An 18,806-nucleotide genomic window follows, 5' to 3' on the forward strand; every position below is an offset into this window, starting at 1 on the left:
CTCTAAAATTAGCGTTTTAAATACAAATTTACGGCTTCAACTCTTGTATTGACATGTAGCTTCTCATAAATGTTCTGGATGTGTTTTCGAACGGTTCCAACGCTTATTTCTAAATGATGCGCTACTTCCTTATTCATTTGACCTTTGGCTAACAAATTTAGAATCTCGTTCTCTCTTGTTGTGAGGGTTTCGGTTAACTTATTTTGCAATTCCATTTTAGAAAAACTGGCTACCACTTTTCGGGCGATACTACTGCTCATTGGGCTTCCGCCTTCAAACAACTCATCTAAAGCACTGATGATTTTAGCAGGACCTTCGGTTTTTAGAATATAACCACTGGCACCTACTTCTAAACTTTTGAAAATTTTATCATCGTCTTCATAAGAAGTACACATTAAAACCAAATAATCGGGATTGATATTTTTGAGTTTATTCACGCAATGTATTCCATCTTCTCCAGGTAAATTGATGTCCATTAATATTGCGTCTGGGTTGGTTTCGGGCAAATATTGAAGTGCTTTTTCGGCATTTTCAAAACTCCCAGCAAGTTCATAATTCTCTGTAAATTGTATCATCATACAGAGTGCTTCTCTCAAATCTCTGTCGTCTTCAACTATACCAATACGTTTTTTCATAATCGCTCAAATTTACCTTAGCAATATAAAAATAGTAATTATATGCTGAAATACGTAAATAGGCGTAGAAAAGAAAAGCTTTCGTACCTGCCTGCCTGCCGGTAGGCAGGCCTGCCTGCCGGTAGGCAGGTTCCGCCTTATAGATTTTCTCTGATGATTCTTAATTTTTCCTTCCCAATTCCGCTTTTAAAATATTTCTCTCTATTTCTAGCCTCGCTTCTGCTGCTGTAATTTTCAAAATAAATTACAACGAAAGGAGAATAAGCCTTTGTCGTTTTATTTTTCCCTGTATTATGTTCAGATAATCGCCTTTCGAGATTGTCTGTCAAACCTACATAAATATAGTTTCTTTCTACACTGGAAATTGCATAAACATAATACATAAAAACATTTTAAAATTAAAAAGCTCCTCTTTGCAGAGAAGCTTTTCGTACCTGCCTGCCGGCAGGCAGGCCCGGAGCCGGAGTCGAACCTGCCTGTCGGCAGACAGGCCGGCACGGTTTCCCACAGGTGTTTGAGACCAGCGCGTCTACCAACCTGCCTGCCGGCAGGCAGGCCTGCCTGCCGATAGGCAGGCCTGCCTGCCGATAGGCAGGTTCCGCCTATTGTCCTTGATTTTCTCTGATGATTCTTAATTTTTCCTTTCCACTTCCGCTTTTAAAGTATTTTTCTTTAATTCTAGCTTCAATTCTGTTGCCACATTTTTCAAAATATATAAGCACGAAAGGAGAATAAGCCTTTGTCGTTTTATTTTTCCCTGTATTATGTTCAGATAATCGCCTTTCGAGATTGTCTGTCAAACCTACATAAATATAGTTTCTTTCTACACTGGAAATTGCATAAACATAATACATAAAAACATTTTAAAATTAAAAAGCTCCTCTTTGCAGAGAAGCTTTTCGTACCCGGAGCCGGAGTCGAACCGGCACGGTTTCCCACAGGTGTTTGAGACCAGCGCGTCTACCAATTCCGCCATCCGGGCTTGACAGACAAAACCAACAACAGTTGGCTTATCGCGTAAAAAAACATCAAAAAAAGGATGCTTATTTTATAACACGATGCAAATGTAAATATTTTTTGTACAATGATTCAAAAAAATAGTTAAAAATATCCTTTCAGAGTTGGATTAAATTTCTAAATTTGCACCTCGGTAAAACGAACAACAACTAACTAACTACATTCGAGACACTTCCAACATTAGTGTAACGGATAAAAACAACAAATTACAATGTCGCATTTAGAACCAGAAGCAAAGATATTTGCGTGTTCGCAAAGCGTCTATCTTGCTGAACAAATAGCCGAAAACTATGGTGTTCCGCTTGGTAAAGTTACGTTCTCAAAATTTAGTGATGGTGAATTTCAACCTTCTTTTGAAGAATCAATAAGAGGATTGCGCGTTTTTATTGTTTGCTCTACATTTCCGAGTGCCGACAATTTAATGGAACTTTTGTTAATGATAGATGCTGCAAAAAGAGCATCAGCGCGACACATTACTGCCGTAATTCCGTATTTTGGTTATGCAAGACAAGACAGAAAAGACAAACCAAGGGTTCCGATTGGAGCAAAACTAATAGCAAAACTATTAGAAACTGCCGGAGCTACTCGAATCATGACAATGGATTTACACGCCGATCAGATTCAAGGGTTTTTTGAAAAGCCAGTGGATCATTTGTTTGCATCGACTATCTTTTTACCTTATGTGAAGAGTTTGCAATTAGACAATTTAACAATTGCTTCTCCTGATATGGGAGGTTCAAAAAGAGCCTATGCCTATTCTAAATTTTTAGAATCGGATGTGGTAATTTGTTACAAACAAAGAAAAGCAGCCAACGTGATTGACACAATGGAGCTGATTGGTGAAGTGAAAGGGCGACATGTAATTCTGGTTGACGATATGATTGACACCGGAGGAACATTGGCCAAAGCAGCTGATTTAATGATGGAAAAAGGAGCTTTAAGTGTGAGAGCCATTTGTACTCATGCTATCCTCTCGGGAGAAGCTTATGAAAAAATAGAGAATTCTAAATTATTGGAGTTAATTGTAACCGATTCAATTCCGTTAAAGAAGGAATCGAATAAAATAAAAGTGGTGAGTTGTGCACCTCTTTTTGCAGAAGTAATGCACATGGTGCAACACAACAATTCCATCAGTGGTAAATTTCTGATGTGACCGAGTGTTAAGAAGCGAGGCAAAGCCGAACTGAACGAAGTTAAAAAGTCCTATGGACTGTTTTAGTGAAGGGGCAAGGTGATGCGTTGGCCTATGCAAGAATCAAGACTTCAATGAAAATTTAAATTTGAAGTATAGCAGAAGACAGCGTTAGGGATAGAGGCAAGCACCATGTGCAGCCGAAAGCCCGGCCGAAGGCAACGCCCGAAAAGAATTTTTATTATTAATTATATATTTTTTACAATGAAATCGATTACGATTAAAGGATCACAAAGAGAAAGCGTGGGCAAGGTAGCAACCAAAGCGGTACGTAATGCTGGAATGGTTCCTTGCGTTATTTACGGAGGAAGTCAACCAATTCATTTTGCAGCAGAAGAGAAAGCATTCAAAAGCTTGGTTTACACTCCAAACGCACACACAGTTGTGATAGATTTGGATGGAAAAACTACCAATGCCGTTTTGCAAGACATTCAGTTTCACCCAGTTTCAGACAGAATCAATCACATTGACTTCTTTCAATTGGATGAAAACAAAGAAATCATTATGGAAGTACCTGTAAAAGTAACTGGAACTTCTCCAGGGGTACTTTTAGGAGGTGTTTTAAACTTGAATCAACGTAGGTTAAAAGTGAAAGCATTACCTAAAAATCTACCTGATTTTGTAGAAGCTAACATTTCGGAGTTACAAATGGGGAATAAATTGTATGTTACAAAATTAGAAGTGAAAAACTTCAAATTAATGCACCCAGACAATACTGTTGTAGCGCAAGTTAAGATTTCACGTGCTGCTATGAAAGCGGCTCAAGAAGCTGCAAAAGCAGAAAAAGGTGGAGCAAAAAAGAAAAAATAAGTAATTTATTTTTCCGATATAGAAAAGCATCAGTTTTACTGGTGCTTTTTTTATATTTGAAATTAAAAGGAGCATTGCCAGTGGCAATGAGGTATGCAAACTTTAGCTTACTTTTACAACATGAATTGGATTAAAAATGTATTTAAAAAAAATACAATCTCTGAAAACTCAGATATAATGAAGAAATGTCTTATCGTCGGCCTAGGAAACATTGGGGCCGAATATGTAAATACCCGACACAATATTGGTTTCAAAATAGTAGATTATGTAGCTTCAAAACAAGGAGTCTCTTTTGAAACTGCAAAATTAGGTACTGTTGCTGAATTCACTATAAAAGGAAGAAAGCTTATTCTTTTAAAGCCCAATACGTATATGAATCTAAGTGGTAAAGCAGTTCACTATTGGATGCAAAAAGAAAACATTACGAAAGAAAATGTTTTAGTTATTACCGATGATTTAAATTTGGCTTTCGGAACCATTCGAATTAAAGGGAAAGGAACGGATGGCGGTCATAATGGATTGAAAAACATTCAGCTTATTTTAAATACCTCAGAATATCCGCGATTTCGTTTTGGTATAAGTGATGAATTTAAAAAAGGGCAACAAGTGGATTATGTTCTTGGTGAATGGAATGACGTAGAAAAAGAAAAACTTCAGGAACGATTTGAATTGGCCAATCAAATAGTCGAATCTTATGCCTTGGCCGGATTAAACGAAACGATGAATCGCTTTAATGGGAAATAAAAAACCCTTTCATTTGAAAGGGTTTAACATATTTATATTTAAAAAAAATTACTGAATAATTAGCTTCTTAGTTACGATACCATCGTCACTTTTAATATTCACAAAATATACACCGTTAGTTGGATTGTCTAAATTAATTACTTGAGCTAAATTGGCTGTTTGATCATAGTTATTTTCATAAATGGTTTTACCTGTTACGTCATAAACTTCAACTGAAAAACTATTAGCTAGTTCTTTAAATTCTATGGTAAAACTGCCTTTATTAGGGTTAGGATAGAGCGTAAATTTGTTTTCTAAAAAATCTTGGCTTGATAAAGCTGTTGTAGTTAATTGACCAGAAATAGAATTATACCAACTTTGCATTCGAGCGGCTTGACCAGCAGAAAACATATACATACAAGAATCTTGTACATAATCCATATAATTCATTGTCAACTGAAGAAAACCGCAGCTAGACAATGGTGGGTTACCTCCTCCAGGTGTTGGAGGATTATCAGCAGCATTACAATCATAACGCGGTTGGTCAGTCGGTGGGGTATCACAAACCCTATCGCCCGATGATGCGCAATTTGAACCATCACATGCTTGGAAAGTATGCGCTAAATTAAAAAAGTGACCCAATTCATGAGTTAGTGTTCTCCCTTTATTATAGGGAGCAGCAGGGACAAAACCGGCACAAGATGTTGGGCTTGGGGTCAAAGTTGCTCCAAAAGAATTATTATCGATAACTACAGTTCTACCAAATTGAGGTTGCCCACCAAGAGGAGAAAATCCAAGGATACCTCCTGAAATATTTGTAACTACTATATTTATATAACCAGCCCATGTAATATCTTCATTGCACCCATTGGTACAACTTATAACACCCGAACCAATAAAATCAGTGCCAAAAGTAACCGCTAAATCTCCATTATTTAAACCTGTTCCTGCGGGGTGATTTTGGGTTGCAATTACAAATTGTACATTTAAACTTCCAGTTGAAGTTCCAAAGTAGTTATCACTTACAGATGCCCAATTTGAAATATCAGTATTCGTAGCGTTATAATCGGCATTTAAAATATCAATTTGTTTTTGAGCCAAACGGCGAAGACATGTTTTAATAGCATCTGTAACTGCGCCCGCAGTAGGATAGTGAACAGCTACTGGAATTCTAATTAATTCATTTGTATTTCTCAATGAATTAGATTCTAATTTTTGCATCTCAACTTCAAACTTACTTTGTTGTTCAAGATACGCCGCTCTTTGTGCAGGGTCATTCATTATGGTTTGCATATACTCTTGCGTACCACAGGTTCTTTGTTGAGCAAAAGCTACTTGAAAAACAATTAAGAGGAAAAATAATTTTAATTTCATTAGTAAGGGTTTTAAATTTTAAAGAACTCAAAATTAATCAATTGTTTTAAATGACATAATTTTTAACACAAAAAAAGGGGAGAATCTATTAAAATCCTCCCCTTTTAACTAATTAATTGTCAGATAACTATTCAATAACGATTCGTTTCACTAGTTTTTGGTTACCAGCTGTAACCGAAACCAGGTAAACTCCAGCTTGTGCATTATTCAATTGAATATTTTCGTTGAATGTAACCTGATTTGAATAATTATTTTCAAATATAGTTCTACCTCTCATGTCGTAAACATTTACTTTAATTTCGTTTGAAGTAGTGTTGTCAAATTGAATAGTAAAGTTTCCTTTATTTGGATTTGGATAAATCGCAAAATCAGTAAGTTGATTTTCACTTGTTGTTAGGGCTACTGTTTGGGTACATACTTCAATCCCCCATGAATTTATTGTACCAGTGTCTTGGGCAAAATTATCATAAACTCTGAATGTCCAAGTACCTTGTGAGTTTTGACCGTTAAATGCCGCTAATGATTCTCCTGGAGTTACAGTTTGGAGTGTATTACCACCAGTACAATTAACTGCCGCTGCACCATCACTAAATTTTAAGTTTAAGGTTCCGTTAGTATTACCGCAGCTTCTATTAAATAATTTAACAAAAGTTGTTGGGTTTTGTGGGCTACTGATATCAGTTTGAACATCAGACAAATAACTATGTGTAATATTGTTAAAAATATTGACGTCAGAAATAGTTCCAGAAATAGGAACATTTAAAGTTCTAGTTGTGTAAGAACCTGGCGCTTGATCGACAAATGCATAGGGAGTAGTGAAATTATATGTATTACATTGATTTGTAATCGTATAACCTAATGCTATATTTTTAGAAACTGCATAAAATATATTACCAACAGCTTCGATTAATATTCTACAAGAAGTAGATGGTGTGCTTGGAAGCGTAATGCTTTCTGATCCGTCATTTGCAGTATTAGAAGCTAATACAATAGGAAAAGTAGCACCGCCATCCGTAGAAAATAATATATTTACAGTAGACGTATTAATACCGTTGGCAGTAGTTCCGGCAACATTCCATGTAACGGTTTGTGATGAACCTAAATTCCATGATACATCTTGAGTATTCGGATTCGTGATTGCAAATGCAGCACCAGTATTTACAACCGTTACAGTAGTAGCCAAGCTATTAGTTTGACCGCCACCAAGTACATTATCTCTAACTGTTAAAGCAAAATTTAATGTTCTAGCTACAGAAGAGGTAGTTTCCCATGTTGGCGTTAAGTTACCGTTTAATACATCAGAAAACTGAGGCATAAATCTAACAGGAGATAAACTTGGAACACGAGATCTGAAATTTGGGCCATTAGTTTTAGTTGGTGAAGGAAAAGTAGACGTACCTCCAACTACCGTTGCATCGTCATTTTGTTCCCAGCAATAGGTTAACACTTCTCCTGTAGTTCCTGTTCCAGAGCCTGTTAGTTTAAAAGCAGTACTAATTGGAATACTGAAAGCAGGGCTTAAGACAGTAATGACAGGTTTTGGGTTGGTAACCGCTAAACTGGTACTTATAGGACAAGTCTTTGAGTTCATGTTTGACTGAATTTGAGAAATACTTTTGAAGGTAAAATAATCATCAGAATTAGATTGCATATCGGTACCACCACCACCTATTCCTGCATACGCCATTATCGTTGAACCTGAACCAGGTTCAACATTTACTGAATTGTTTTCAGCAGTATGAGTAAATGTGTGATTGGCTCCCATTTGGTGCCCCATTTCGTGAGCCACAAAATCAATATCAAAAGTGTCCCCCATAGGAATATCATCTAAAGGAGAAGTTATTCCACTTCCTTTGTTTGCATCCACACATACACAACCTATACATCCGGCACTTCCGCCGCCACCTGTAGCTCCAAACAAATGACCAATGTCATAATTTGCTGCTCCAATAACAGTATTTAAAGTACTTTGTAATTGTGAATTCCACGCAGCCGGAGCAGCTCCTCCTGTTACGGTTGAGTAAGGATCTGTGGCTGCATTGGTATAAATTACTAAGTTGTTATTTGCTATTATAAGTAACTTAATAGCCAAGTCTTTTTCAAAAATACCATTACATCTGGTCATGGTAGCATTCATTGCAGCTAAAGCTAATGGCACAGTACCTCCATGATAAGTAGTATATTCTGCCGTACACGACAAAGCCAATCTCATGGTTTTATAGACTTCATTACTAGCTTGTGTTATATTTTCTAAATTTTTAGATAATTTTTCACCTACTGCTAAATCTTCAGTACTACATACAAAAGGCAATTTCCCTTTATATCGTGTTTGTGAATCAAAAACAACATAAACCGAACTGTCTTTGGTATATGGTTCGATAAATTCTGTTCCTTTATCAGCTCTAAAAATCATCGTTTGAATCCCTCTTGGGTCAAAACTAAAGTTTAAAACAGCAGAAGGATCGGTAATTCCTTTTCCTACGAATGATCTAATTTCTGGGAATTGTGCCTGTAACGCAGGTTCAAAGTTTGAAGATTCCCATACTAAGAATTTCTCTAACGCTCCTTTAATGTTTGGTAATTGAATTTCAACACCTGCTTGACCAGATCCTTTTTGAGAAACACCAGCAAGTGATTGTTTGAACTGAATAGCATTAAACTGTACTAATTTTTGATTTTCAGAATAATCGGTTTGTCTTATTTTTTCAGAACTGATAGTTTTATTAGAATCCCAAAGCTTAAATGAGGCATTTTGAGAAAATGATAAACTAACAGATAAAATAAAAACAATTAAAAGTAAATTTTTTTTCATGGTTTTGTTGATTAAATAAAAGTAGGTAAAGATAGTTATGTTTAAATAAACTGCAAATTTATATTCTGAATTATTAAACATTCAGTAATTAATTTAACAAATTCTTATTTTTAACCATTTAAAAGTGAATTATTCTAGTCATTTATTTTAAACAAAAATAAAATGTCAAGGTCTTTTCCTATATTTGTGAAAATCAAAAAAATATAATTAGAGTATACTTTTTTCAGTGAGCGCTGATTTTTATTGTTACTTTTTACTTATCATCTTATCAAAGTTCCAACATAGGCAGTAATGAGAGAGTGCTGTTAAAATCAGATTCGTAACGGGCATCAAAAAAAATGTATTTATTAAAGAGTAAAAAACGTGAAATAGTATCCATTTAAAATGAGTGAGGTGCCATAAGTATAAATGAAATCAGTAATTAAAATCAACAGTTTTTTTATATCTTATTTAAGACACTAAAAATTATTGTTTTTAAATTCTAAAACATATTTTTGCGGCATCATACTTTTTATCCATTTTTCTTGAAAATATTCCATTCCATAAAGTCATTTTCTTCTAATAATCAAACTATTGTTACTATTGGAACCTTTGATGGTGTTCATCTTGGACATCAAAAAATACTAAAACAGATTACAAAAAGCGCTCAGGAATTACATTGTGAGAGTTTAGTACTTACCTTTTTTCCACACCCAAGAATGGTGCTTCAGAAAGACACTGAAATGAAGCAACTCAATTCTATAAATGAGAAATTAGAACTACTAGATAATTTAGGGATTGATAATCTTGTTATTCATCCTTTTGATAAAGAATTTTCAAGGTTAACTGCAGAAGTATTTGTAAAACAGGTTTTAGTAGATGTTTTTCGAGTTAAAAAAATTATAATTGGCTATGATCATCGATTTGGAAGAAATAGAACCGCCACAATTGATGATTTAAACTCTTTTGGAGAAACGTATGGTTTTGAAGTGGAACAAATCTCAGCAGAACAAATCAATGAAGTGTCTATTAGTTCGACTAAAATTAGAAACGCAATCTTAGAAGGGAATGTTGAAATTGCCGCATCTTATTTAGGCTATAACTATCCAATCACTGGAATTGTTTCAAAAGGAAATCAATTAGGACGAACTATAGGATATCCCACTGCAAATATTAAAATAGTAGATGACCATAAATTGATTCCGTTAAACGGCGTTTATGTTGCGAAAAGTGTTATCAATGGAGCGACCTTTTACGGCATGATGAATATTGGCACAAGACCAACAGTTGATGGATCAACTCAAACCATCGAAATTAATTTTTTCGATTTTAATCAAGATTTATACAATCAAAATATAACCGTTTCACTTCTAAAACGTTCGCGTAACGAACAGAAATTTGAATCTTTAGATGCTTTAAAAAATCAATTGGGATTAGATAAAATAGCAGCACAAGATTTTATAAATCAATTTGTCAAAAAGAATTAATTTGTTGTTTTTATTTGGTGGAAAACCTCATGTTGCCGAATATTGTTTTGGTATATTATTCGAAGGTATTGCTTCTGCTGTTATGGTAGTCTTCATAACAATGCTCTTATGGAAAAGCAAAAATCCCGAAAAGGACTAACTTTTCTGTTTTATTTCTATTTTTTTCTTCATAACTATTTGATTACTTTTGATGCAATATAAAAAGGCACTCATGAGCATTACTAAACACAATTGGACCAAAGAAGAAATAATTTCAATTTATAATAAACCCTTAATGGATTTGCTTTATGACGCAGCAACAATTCATAGAGAACAGCACGATCCAAATGTAGTTCAAGTATCCACTTTATTGTCAATTAAAACGGGTGGTTGTCCTGAAGATTGTGGCTATTGTCCTCAAGCCGCTCGTTATCATACCGATATTGAAGGGAATGATTTGATGACTGTTAGCCAAGTAAAAGCGCAGGCACTTAGAGCAAAATCTAACGGTTCCTCCAGAGTTTGTATGGGAGCAGCGTGGCGTAATGTTAGGGACGGCGAAGAATTTGACCAAGTCTTGGAGATGGTAAGAACCATCAATAAACTCGACATGGAAGTGTGTTGTACTTTAGGGATGATAACTGAAAATCAAGCACAGCGTTTAGCCGAAGCAGGTTTGTATGCGTATAATCACAATTTAGATACTTCGGAAGCGTATTATAAAGAAGTAATTTCAACTAGAGGTTTTGAAGACCGTTTGGAAACAATCGAAAATGTTCGTAAAACAAATGTTACCGTTTGTAGTGGCGGAATAATTGGGATGGGAGAAAGTATTGAAGACAGAGCCGGAATGTTAGTGGCGCTTTCAACGTTAAATCCACAACCTGAATCAGTGCCCATTAATGCACTGGTTGCCGTTGAAGGCACTCCGATGGAAAATGAAAAGCCCGTTGAAATTTGGGAAATGATTCGTATGGTGGCTACTACGCGTATTGTAATGCCTGAAACCCAAGTGCGCTTATCGGCAGGAAGGACGGAAATGTCAAGAGAAGGTCAAGCAATGTGTTTCTTTGCAGGTGCGAATTCTATTTTTGCAGGAGATAAATTATTAACCACTCCAAATCCGGATGTAAACGAAGATATGAAAATGTTTGAAACACTGGGATTAGTAGCTCAAAAACCGTTTATAAAAATAATGCAACCTACAACGGTTGAGGCAGCAGATTCAAAATTCCAATCGTTAGGAGAAAAGCCAAAATGGACACGACCAGGACATGTTATTGATAGAAACTTAGAAGCATCAACCAAAGGGAAATAAGTCGTACTTTAAATTTATATAATAAAAAAGAGTCCGAATTCTAAATTAGAATTCGGACTCTTTTTTTAAAAAGGCGGTACTAAAGAACAATTTTTCTAGTTACAATTGTTCCGTTTTCGAGTTTTATTTTTACTATAAGTGCTTGCTGGCTGATTGAAATTTTAGAAGTAGAAAAGTCTTTGTTTCCTATTGCTTTAGCTTCGAATAATTGTCTGCCTAAAATATCATAAACCATAACATCTTGAATCGAGTCGACAAAAGATTTAATAGTCATTAGTCCGTGATTTAAAGTTAGAATAACTTCATTTACACTTCCAAATTCAGGATTACTCAAAGCATTATTATTATATCTTAAAACAAATCGGTCATTAATGATTCCAGCGGTAGCATTAAAACTGTACGGATTTTGTCTTAAATCATGAATAATCGCTAACTGCTTATCTTCTATATAGATATTTTGGGTTGGCTCAGAAAACAAACCATCAACAGCACCAATGGCAATTTTATATGCTCCATCTTGCAGGATACGAACTCCAATTTGTACAGTATCAGTAGTATTAAATGGCAAAGATCTTCCTTGAATTATTTGGGTTTCATTTTCAATAATGGAATAAATATTTCTCTCATTTGCAGTGTTTTTAAAAGCATCATACAATCGATCCAAACCATTACTTGCTTCCGGAACATAGCCAATCACAGTTCTTACAGGTACGTTGTCTGAATCCAATAAGTCCAACCAAATCCTATGCTTATCTTGTTCTTCTAGATTTTGTGAAACTCTATAAAATTGATTATTGGCATACGTTTTATTCCTCATTACATTTCTAAAGTTGATTGTTCCACTTGTGGTGGCTCCGTCATTCATCAACACAAAAAATCCTTGTCCACCTGCTATATTACCATTAAACGTTGGAGGTCCAATAGGTCCACTTGTGGTTGCGGTTCCATTATAGGTTATGTAATCGTTTGTGGTGTAATTATATAAAAACGAACTATAAAATGGATTGGTTGAAGATACAGGTGCTGTATTATGAGTCCATAAGTAGATAAATCCTTGAATATTCGTATTAGCATTCAAAAAGTCTAATGCTCTTATTGCAGACGGATAAGGATTGCCCACTAAATTCCAATTGTCGTCAAAATTAGAAATTGTAACTCCATTTCCAGAACCGACGGTACTTGCAGTTGTATTATTTCCTCTGCTTATTGTTACTGGGATTACACCATTATTAACCCTACCTGTGAATACACCCGGAATGCTTGAAGCAGCCATGCTATAGTTGCTAGAACCTCGAACAATATAACCTGTTCCAACATCCATAGTTCCTGATGTAGATTCCCATCTTCCTGAACTCACAGGGCTATTGATGTTAGATGCCAAAGGATTCCATTTGTATTTGAATCCCGATGTTGGACTAGAATAAATATTATCCACGGATTGACCCGTAACCGGCGAAGACCAATATACATAGTCATAACCTCTTATCCCAGCAGCTGTTCTTTGATAAACGATGCTTCCTGAATTTGTCGCAGCATCATTTATTTGAATTAAACTTGCGTTATTGGCTATGGTTAGAGTTCCAGCATTTACAATGTTGCTCTGAATTTCAAAATAATAATTAGAGTCCACAATTACATTTGCTCCTGATCGTATCTGCAATTCACAGGATTCTACACTGCCATTATCTATAGCTGCAGTAGTAGTATATGTTGTTCCCGTGTCAAAAATAGCTTTAGTAGTCGGAGTTGGAAAACCTGCTGACCATGCTGTACCGTTCCATATGGTTGATTGCGCCGTTTGACCTTCTAATTTAATTTCGTCGATTGCCCATAATTCATCATCTCTATCAATAATAAGAGTAATTCTAATTCGTAAATCTGTTGTTTGCGGTAAGTTTTTAACATTATAGGTAGCATTTCCGTTTGCAAATTCTAGATTTCCGTTACGCGAGTCTAAGGTTACACCCGTATTATTTCCAGTATAATAAGCGTTAAAAATACCCGTAGCCGCTAAATTCCATCTAGAATTGCTATACCCTCTCAAAACCGATTCTACAGACCAGTTAACACCGCCGTCAATGCTGGTTTCAATCTGTATTAAGTCATTAATATCTACACCTTGTGTCGCCCCTGAAACTCTATAGGCTCCAACTTTCATAGAAAGATTAATATTGTTGTATTGGCTTACATCCACAGAATTCATGGTAAGTACAGCACTACGCGTAGTGCCTGTGCCAATGCCTCTAAACTGAAAAGACCTTGCTCCTATGAAGGCAGCAACAGGGACTGAACCATTATTAAAAGGTCCGCCAGTAAAAGTTATGTTTCCATCGGAAGTTGAGGAATAATTCCAAGTTGGTGTTGCTGGAACCGTTTCAAAATCTTGTTGGAGGATAGTTTGAACCGCGTTATTGCTACACGGAATGTAAACGATACCTTCTCCAGAAATTGCAAAAGTGTAAACAGGGTCAAGTGGATCAGGAGTGGTACGTCCGGAATTGGTATAGGCATTAAAGCTAACGGTTGTGGTTTTGACTCCTGCAGAAGTTGGTGTGAAATTTATGGTAAAAGAAGTACTGTTTCCTATACCTACAGCATTAATACTGGGTTGAGATATAACCGTAAACATCGCCGAATCACCACCTGATACAGTTACATTAGAAAAATAACGGGATCCTGTAGATAAATTTGTAATCAGAAAAGTATTTTGTTTTACGCCAGTAGTTATTGGGATTAAACCAAAATTGGTCAAATTTAGGGTTGAAGTGGTTACCGATGCTTTTGGGACATCATATCCATTTCCGAAAGCATAAATATTGTTCGCACCTTGACAGGTACCACTAATGTTAAAATTATAAATGGTTTCATCGGTATCATTGCTGCCAATAGTAACCGTAGCATTTTTTGCACCGCCAGAAGTTGGACTAAAGGTAATAACAAAAGTAGTTGATCCAGCGCCAGCGATTGAGTTGGAGGGAATAACGGTAACCGTAAATAATGAGGCATGCGCACCCGTGATTTGAATGTAAGGAGAAAGACCAGTTAATGAAAGTACCGTTGACCCTAAATTTTCTATCGTAAAGGTTCTAGTTGATGAACCACCTTGAAGTGTTAACGGAAACGCGGTATGGTTTAGTCCTGATGGATAAATACTATTGTCAGGAATACTTTGCCCATTTCCTGTTACATTTATTTCAACAATTGGTGTAGTCGAGCCTGTTCCTTGAATTAAAAAGTCATAGGTGGCTTCATTAGCGTCATTATTTGCAATGGTCAACGTTGTATTTCTTACTCCTGCTGCTGTGGGCGTAAAAGTAACAGTAAAGTCTAAAAATCCCCCGCCTGCAATGGTAGTTGGTAAAGTAATTCCCGAAACTACAAATTCGGTATTATTTCCTCCAACCATGGTAATAGAGGTTACATTTAAAGTTGCATTACCCGTATTTTGTATTCTAAAAACCTTAGACTGATTACTTGCCACCACCACAGTAGCAAAAAGCGTATTGTCCGTTCCTTGTGGCGTAATATCACCATCGGGAATTGTTGGATTGGAACCAATAACGCCTCTTACATTTATTTCGGGAGCGGGAGAAGTACTGCAAGTTAATGATGGAATTGTTGCGACTGTTCTGTAATTTATAGAAGTGGGACCAGCTGCAGCATTATAAGGGATTAAAATAAAATAATAAGTGGAACCTCCATTTAAAAAGTTTACAGTTCTAGAGGTTATTCCTGGAGAAATAATACCAACAAATGTTGTGTCTCCTATAATAGTTCCGCCAGGATAAAGAATACCATCTGTTGGCAATCCAGTTGGAGCTGCACCTTCACGATATAGAAGCGCATAACCATTGGCAGGAATCGTACTTGCGGCTGCAAAGTTTACTATTATTGAAGTTGCGGTTGAAGCACCACAAGTAGTAAAACCAGTACCATAACTTGCAGGTTCTGTTGCTAAAGTCCAAAAATTAAAACTTTCAGGATTAGTGGTATTAAAACACACATTGGTGCCGCTACCATTATAAGCGTATGGAGTGGCAGTGTATTGTGTTCCGGCAGTTAAGCCTGTTATTCCGGTAACAGTACCCGCATTGCTTTTCGCTACTACTACGTTACCAGCCGAAATTAAATTAGCTCCAGCTGCCGTAGAAAAATTAAGAGTTGGTACATAATTGGTGCCAGATGTTGGAGCAGTAGGCGCTCCAGCCAAACGAAGAGAAACTAAAGAGCCTGAAGTAGTAGCGCCATCAGTCCATGATAAATTAGCACTTGTTGTAGTTACATTACTTGAGGATAAAGCAGAAGCTTGTGTAGTTGGTGTCGTACAAGGAACAGATAAAATAACCGTTCCGTTAAAGGTAAAATCGTTAATACTATACGTTGTGGCTGCTGCGGTTAGTCCAAAGGCATAAAACCGAAAAGTAATTGCAGAATTCACATTTTGATAGGCACTAGCGCTTAATGAAATTGTTGTTCCACTGGCACTAGGCGTTCCAATATTCGAAGTATATCCGTCAACGCTAGAACGAAAAGCAAAATTCGGAGTACCTGATGAAACTTGCCCTGTATAAACAAAACTTACAAAATTTATTTCATAACCAGGACTTGGGGTCATCGTAAACTCAAAATAGTCTGTCAAGTCAATTGCACCGGTGCTCCATCCATCAGAATTGTATCTATCGTTGGTATTTGTTCCTAGAATACCTGAGCCTCTTCCAATACCAGAAGCAGTCATGTTGGCTGCTACCGTCTGCCCAATAGTATATGGGTTAGAAGTATTTGGATTAGTTCCTGTTATTGGATTATTAAAAATAGATTGTCCCCAAGAGAAGCTACTAACCAAAAGCGCAATAAAAACTATTCTTAGTTTCATTAAAAATGAATTATATTATTGTATTCGTTTCCAAAGCAATAGGTGCTCATTTTGGGCACAAAAAAAGGGAATACAAATTTGGTAGAATAAGGGGTGACAAAATTAAGTCTAAATTACTAAAATACAAGTGTTTTACTTTAAGAAATCATTATTAAAAGGGACTTTTTTATGAACGCTTTTGGTCTATAAAACGTACATTCATGATTTTAGTTACTTTATAGAATCCGGCAGCAATTTTTAGATTTAATTTTTCATCGGTTTATTCTTAAATAATTAATGGAATACTATAAATGTCTAACTTTGTTTGATTAGAATTACATTACAAAATGAATGACAAGCTCACGGTAAAAGAAGCCCAACTTAAATTAGAATATTACTGTTCGTATCAAGATCGCTGTCATCAGGAAGTGGTACAAAAATGCTACGATTTGGGAATGAATTCTGATGAAGTTGATGCTATAGTTGTACACTTGTTACAAAACAATTTTCTCAATGAAGAGCGTTTTGCCCGAAGTTTTGCTCGTGGAAAACACCGCATAAAATTGTGGGGAAAAATCAGAATTGTTAACGAACTCAAACAACGCCATGTTTCGGCTCCCATTATAAAACTGGCATTAACCGAAATTTCTGAATCAGCATATCATGAAACTTTAGATAAAGTAGCTGAAAAACAATGGGAAAGCATTAGAGAAACTAATGTTCAAAAAAAGAAAAAAAAGTTTTGTGATTTTTTGTTGCGCAAAGGATGGGAAAGTAATTTTGTGTATGAAAAGTTAAAGGAGTTCGAAAGGTCTTCGACAGGCTCAGACTGACATTGTGGTTTTAATTATAATTTTATAAATAGAGGTTGTCACACTGAGCTTGTCGAAGTGCCACAATAAAATTAAATTGTTATGAAGTCTTATTTTGTTTACATTTTAAAATGTAGTGACCAAAGTTATTATACTGGTTTTACCAATAATCTTGAAAGACGTCTTGCAGAGCATCGCTTTGGGAAAAATAAAGAGTGTTATACTTTTGATAAAAATCCTTTAGAATTGGTGTGGTTCGAAACTTTTAATGATGTTTTAGATGCAATCGCAACCGAGAAGAGGATTAAAGGTTGGAGTAAAATAAAAAAAGAAGCTTTAATTAATAATGATTGGGATAAATTAGTTTTGTATTCTAAAAATTACACTGAGTTTGGGAGACCGTCTTCATCAGAATCAGTGGATAAGTCTTCGACAGGCTCAGACTGACATCGCTGTATTGATTATAATTGTATAAAAAAGTTGTCACACTGAGCTACACCAGTACTGAGCTTGTCGAAGTATCGAAGTGCTGTCTTTAGCAAAATAAAATTATGATTTACTCAACAAAACACTTACCGCATTTCCGCCAAATCCAACGGCATTTATCAGTACATTTCGAATCGCCTTTCTAGGATTTTCTTCAGTTACAAAAGGTACTCCAATAAACTGTTGCTGCTGCATCATTAAGATAGCCATTTCAATATTGAGCATTCCCGATGCCCCAAAAGTATGCCCTACTTTCCATTTATTGGTGGTCAGCATTGGCAAATTTTTTCCAAATACTTTTTGTATTGCTTTATATTCTGATTTGTCTCCTTTTATCGTTCCCGGAGCATGCATAACCACTACATCAACTTCTTCTAACGACACATTTTGTAACGCCATTTTCATCGATTTTTGAAAACATTCCGCTTCATCGGTGATGGAAATACTGTGTTTCAAATCGTCGGTGGCATACCCAAATCCGGTTACATACGCCAAGGCATTTTTATGTTTGCCAAGCTCTAAACAGGCCATAGCGGCACCTTCGCCTAACACCATGGAGTTTTTGGTTTTTCCTAGATCTAAAGCCCTACAGGGATAATATAAAAGGTCTTCGACAAGCTCAGACTGACATTGTGGCTCTTGCTTATGTCTTCCTTTAAAATTGTCACACTGAGCTTGATGAAACGCCTCATTAGAAGCATAAATTTTCAAAGCGTGCATTTGCGCAACAGTAAAAGCAGTCAATGGCGCTTCGCTTCCGCCAACAAGAAACTTCTCTGCCATGCCAGCTTGTAACCAAGCAATGCCGTTTAACAAGGCATGAAGCGCTGTTGAACAGGTTATAGAATGGGATAATTCTGGGCCTTTAGATTTTAAATCTTGAGCTACCCAAGTAGAAATATTTCCTAAAGTTGTTGTTGGCGACGTTAATGTCGCCACTTTTCCAGACTCTAAAAACTCTTTGTAATTTTTTTCGAAAAGATGCGTCGCGCCCCGAGAGGAACCAATGTTGATGCCAAATTTTGAATCATTCCAACCCGCATGTTTCAGGGCTTCTCTCGACGCTAAAATAGCATATAAAACGGAATTGTCAAGTGATTTATATTTCGATTCTGAGTTTCGAAGTAGCTGAACTTCGGTAGTTAAGTCATCGGACAGTCGTGCAACAAAATTTAAGTTGACACCGATTTTTTTTTCGACAATTAATGTTCTTGGATTGAGATATTCCTTCCAAACTTCGTTAGTAGTTTTTCCTAAGGGAGAAAACGAGGCAATGGAAGTTATGGCAATAGGGTTTTTCAAGGTATTCGAATTAAAGCATAGATACTGC

Annotated in this window: 14 protein-coding genes and 1 tRNA gene; 7 read left to right on the forward strand and 8 right to left on the reverse strand. The window is 36.1% G+C overall.

The features are described 5' to 3' along the window. Positions 1-8 precede the first annotated feature (8 nt). From ACIQ2L_RS08380 to ACIQ2L_RS08395, 4 genes are all read right to left on the reverse strand, one after another. On the reverse strand, positions 9-635 hold the full coding sequence (locus ACIQ2L_RS08380; protein WP_396157753.1) for a response regulator: 627 nt from the start codon (positions 633-635) through the stop codon (positions 9-11). A 137-nt stretch (positions 636-772) separates the two neighbouring features. Further along, a complete protein-coding gene (locus ACIQ2L_RS08385) occupies positions 773-1,018 on the reverse strand; it encodes a GIY-YIG nuclease family protein (protein WP_396157754.1) in 246 nt (81 codons plus the stop codon). A 219-nt stretch (positions 1,019-1,237) separates the two neighbouring features. Next, the gene (locus tag ACIQ2L_RS08390) at positions 1,238-1,489 is read right to left on the reverse strand and encodes a GIY-YIG nuclease family protein (protein ID WP_396157756.1); all 252 of its coding nucleotides are present in this window, start codon (positions 1,487-1,489) and stop codon (positions 1,238-1,240) included. 48 nt (positions 1,490-1,537) lie between these two features. Continuing rightward, positions 1,538-1,617: transfer RNA gene (locus ACIQ2L_RS08395), tRNA-Leu, on the reverse strand. A 246-nt stretch (positions 1,618-1,863) separates the two neighbouring features. Between ACIQ2L_RS08395 and ACIQ2L_RS08400 the strand changes: the two genes are divergently transcribed. The 3 genes from ACIQ2L_RS08400 to pth all read left to right on the forward strand — a co-directional run bounded on the left by ACIQ2L_RS08400 (position 1,864) and on the right by pth (position 4,398). After that, complete coding sequence (locus tag ACIQ2L_RS08400; protein WP_396157757.1) at positions 1,864-2,805, forward strand: ribose-phosphate pyrophosphokinase; 942 nt, start codon at positions 1,864-1,866, stop codon at positions 2,803-2,805. A gap of 243 nt (positions 2,806-3,048) precedes the next feature. Beyond that, complete coding sequence (locus ACIQ2L_RS08405) at positions 3,049-3,654, forward strand: 50S ribosomal protein L25/general stress protein Ctc (protein ID WP_396157758.1); 606 nt, start codon at positions 3,049-3,051, stop codon at positions 3,652-3,654. Between the two features lie 177 nt (positions 3,655-3,831). Further along, positions 3,832-4,398, forward strand: coding sequence for an aminoacyl-tRNA hydrolase (gene pth, locus ACIQ2L_RS08410; protein WP_396157759.1), 567 nt, complete (start codon positions 3,832-3,834; stop codon positions 4,396-4,398). 48 nt (positions 4,399-4,446) lie between these two features. Here pth and ACIQ2L_RS08415 read toward each other — a convergent pair whose 3' ends face one another. Both ACIQ2L_RS08415 and ACIQ2L_RS08420 read right to left on the reverse strand, forming a co-directional pair. After that, complete coding sequence (locus ACIQ2L_RS08415) at positions 4,447-5,751, reverse strand: zinc-dependent metalloprotease (RefSeq protein ID WP_396157760.1); 1,305 nt, start codon at positions 5,749-5,751, stop codon at positions 4,447-4,449. A gap of 127 nt (positions 5,752-5,878) precedes the next feature. Beyond that, positions 5,879-8,563 carry a reprolysin-like metallopeptidase gene (locus tag ACIQ2L_RS08420; protein WP_396157761.1) on the reverse strand — a complete coding sequence of 895 codons (2,685 nt, stop codon included), beginning with the start codon at positions 8,561-8,563 and terminating at the stop codon, positions 5,879-5,881. A gap of 524 nt (positions 8,564-9,087) precedes the next feature. On the opposite strand from ACIQ2L_RS08420, the gene ACIQ2L_RS08425 reads away from it, so the two are divergent. After that, a complete protein-coding gene (locus tag ACIQ2L_RS08425) occupies positions 9,088-10,029 on the forward strand; it encodes a bifunctional riboflavin kinase/FAD synthetase (RefSeq protein ID WP_396157762.1) in 942 nt (313 codons plus the stop codon). 211 nt (positions 10,030-10,240) lie between these two features. Further along, positions 10,241-11,326 (forward strand): biotin synthase BioB, encoded by a 1,086-nt coding sequence (bioB, locus tag ACIQ2L_RS08430; protein WP_396157763.1) that lies wholly within the window; start codon positions 10,241-10,243, stop codon positions 11,324-11,326. 79 nt (positions 11,327-11,405) lie between these two features. Here the strand turns inward: bioB and ACIQ2L_RS08435 are convergent, their stop codons facing one another. After that, a complete protein-coding gene (locus ACIQ2L_RS08435) occupies positions 11,406-16,199 on the reverse strand; it encodes a choice-of-anchor D domain-containing protein (protein ID WP_396157764.1) in 4,794 nt (1,597 codons plus the stop codon). A gap of 326 nt (positions 16,200-16,525) precedes the next feature. Between ACIQ2L_RS08435 and ACIQ2L_RS08440 the strand changes: the two genes are divergently transcribed. Next, entirely contained in the window at positions 16,526-17,011 is a 486-nt protein-coding gene (locus tag ACIQ2L_RS08440; RefSeq protein ID WP_396157765.1) for a regulatory protein RecX, read from the forward strand. A gap of 81 nt (positions 17,012-17,092) precedes the next feature. Further along, entirely contained in the window at positions 17,093-17,437 is a 345-nt protein-coding gene (locus tag ACIQ2L_RS08445) for a GIY-YIG nuclease family protein (protein WP_396157766.1), read from the forward strand. A gap of 102 nt (positions 17,438-17,539) precedes the next feature. Here ACIQ2L_RS08445 and ACIQ2L_RS08450 read toward each other — a convergent pair whose 3' ends face one another. Beyond that, positions 17,540-18,778: a beta-ketoacyl synthase N-terminal-like domain-containing protein gene (locus tag ACIQ2L_RS08450; protein WP_396157767.1), complete on the reverse strand. Its 1,239-nt coding sequence runs from the start codon at positions 18,776-18,778 to the stop codon at positions 17,540-17,542. Between the last annotated feature and the right edge of the window lie 28 nt (positions 18,779-18,806).

The organism is Flavobacterium sp., assembly GCF_044369455.1.
Classification (GTDB): Bacteria; Bacteroidota; Bacteroidia; order Flavobacteriales; family Flavobacteriaceae; genus Flavobacterium.

Coding starts and splice junctions, on each gene's coding strand:
- ACIQ2L_RS08400 (WP_396157757.1), top strand. CDS start 1,864: ATGTCGCATTTAGAACCAGAAGCAAAGATATTTGCGTGTTCGCAAAGC.
- ACIQ2L_RS08405 (WP_396157758.1), top strand. CDS start 3,049: ATGAAATCGATTACGATTAAAGGATCACAAAGAGAAAGCGTGGGCAAG.
- ACIQ2L_RS08385 (WP_396157754.1), bottom strand. CDS start 1,018: ATGTATTATGTTTATGCAATTTCCAGTGTAGAAAGAAACTATATTTAT.
- ACIQ2L_RS08435 (WP_396157764.1), bottom strand. CDS start 16,199: ATGAAACTAAGAATAGTTTTTATTGCGCTTTTGGTTAGTAGCTTCTCT.
- pth (WP_396157759.1), top strand. CDS start 3,832: ATGAAGAAATGTCTTATCGTCGGCCTAGGAAACATTGGGGCCGAATAT.
- ACIQ2L_RS08445 (WP_396157766.1), top strand. CDS start 17,093: ATGAAGTCTTATTTTGTTTACATTTTAAAATGTAGTGACCAAAGTTAT.
- ACIQ2L_RS08415 (WP_396157760.1), bottom strand. CDS start 5,751: ATGAAATTAAAATTATTTTTCCTCTTAATTGTTTTTCAAGTAGCTTTT.
- ACIQ2L_RS08440 (WP_396157765.1), top strand. CDS start 16,526: ATGAATGACAAGCTCACGGTAAAAGAAGCCCAACTTAAATTAGAATAT.
- ACIQ2L_RS08380 (WP_396157753.1), bottom strand. CDS start 635: ATGAAAAAACGTATTGGTATAGTTGAAGACGACAGAGATTTGAGAGAA.
- ACIQ2L_RS08420 (WP_396157761.1), bottom strand. CDS start 8,563: ATGAAAAAAAATTTACTTTTAATTGTTTTTATTTTATCTGTTAGTTTA.
- ACIQ2L_RS08390 (WP_396157756.1), bottom strand. CDS start 1,489: ATGTATTATGTTTATGCAATTTCCAGTGTAGAAAGAAACTATATTTAT.
- bioB (WP_396157763.1), top strand. CDS start 10,241: ATGAGCATTACTAAACACAATTGGACCAAAGAAGAAATAATTTCAATT.